Origin of the sequence: Marinobacter azerbaijanicus (assembly GCF_030250645.1) — a bacterium.
Lineage (GTDB): Bacteria > Pseudomonadota > Gammaproteobacteria > Pseudomonadales > Oleiphilaceae > Marinobacter > Marinobacter azerbaijanicus.
Map to the genome: position 1 here is coordinate 1 of NZ_JASSVS010000065.1, position 1,163 is coordinate 1,163.

Here is a 1,163-nt window from a genome sequence, read left to right on the forward strand (position 1 = left end):
CAGCAACACCAGCCACAATACGCTCTGGTGCATCAGCGGCGTCGTGGTCGGCATATCTTCGAGGTAACGCCAGGTGAGGGTCACCACGGCCAACAGGCAGAGCATGCCCAGCAGCGGCGAGAGCAGTCGGTTACGCCATTTCTTCGCGGCGATGAAGCGCGGCACCAGCCGCGAGGCCACCCACAGGGCGAAGGCGCCATCGGCCAGCGAAGAGATTGCCGCACCTGACCAGTCCAGCACGCCCAGCCGGCCTACCAGCCACAGCGTCACCAGCAGACCCAGTCGCCGACGCGGCATGGGGCCCAGCAAGTAGCCGGCGATCACCGCCAGTGCGAAACCGAACAGCATTTCCCGCGCATGGGCGGCCGGCGTCGCCAGTTGCACCGGTATCCAGCCGTGGTAGAGCGCCAGCAACGAGAGCGGCACCATCACGGCGGCATGTATCGCCGCCAGCGGAAACAGCCAGCGCCAGGCGGGTATGCGAGGAGCGGTAATATCGATACCGGACTTGGCAGCGTCTTCAAACATGTATATAAAATACTATTTATAGACGCGACTGGAAACCATGCCACAGCAGTGTATATAGCGAGGTTGCCATGAAAGACCCTTTGGTACGCCTTGGCTGGCAAGCGCTGGCTTACGGCTGCATCGGCCTGGGAACCGCCGGGCTGGTGGTACCGCTGCTGCCGACCACCCCTTTCCTGCTGCTCGCCGCCTGGGCGGCACCCAAGGGCTCGCCGCGACTGGCGCGCTGGTTGTGGCACCATCCTCGGCTGGGCCCGCCACTGCGCGCCTGGCAACGGCAGCGGGCCATCGCCAGGCCAGCCAAGCGTCTTGCCACGGTACTGCTGTTCTTGAGCTGGCTGGTATTATGGCTGGGTGGCGCGCCTGTCCCGGTACTAGGCGTAACAGCAACCCTGTTCTGCTGTGTGGCCCTTTTCATCTGGACGCGACCCGATGCCACACCTTTGGGCAGCGAACGCCACGCTAAGCATACTGCTATGATAAGAAGGACTTAGCGTACATAAATCGTTGCTTATCCAGTCAACGCCGGACTTGCCATGCATCTGACTCGCTACACCGACTATGCGCTGCGCGTGCTGATCTTTCTCGCCGTCAAAGGCGACGAGCGAGCCACGATCCACGAGATCGCCGAGAGCTTC

Annotated in this window: 2 protein-coding genes; one reads left to right on the forward strand and one right to left on the reverse strand. The window is 62.6% G+C overall.

The genetic code is table 11. The annotated features are described in order from the left end of the window. Positions 1-528 (reverse strand): NnrS family protein (locus tag QPM17_RS23615; RefSeq protein ID WP_285394189.1); only part of this gene is annotated, 528 nt, incomplete at its 3' end. A gap of 68 nt (positions 529-596) precedes the next feature. On the opposite strand from QPM17_RS23615, the gene QPM17_RS23620 reads away from it, so the two are divergent. Next, entirely contained in the window at positions 597-1,019 is a 423-nt protein-coding gene (locus QPM17_RS23620) for a YbaN family protein (RefSeq protein WP_285394190.1), read from the forward strand. Positions 1,020-1,163: the final 144 nt, after the last annotated feature.

Coding starts and splice junctions, on each gene's coding strand:
- QPM17_RS23620 (WP_285394190.1), top strand. CDS start 597: ATGAAAGACCCTTTGGTACGCCTTGGCTGGCAAGCGCTGGCTTACGGC.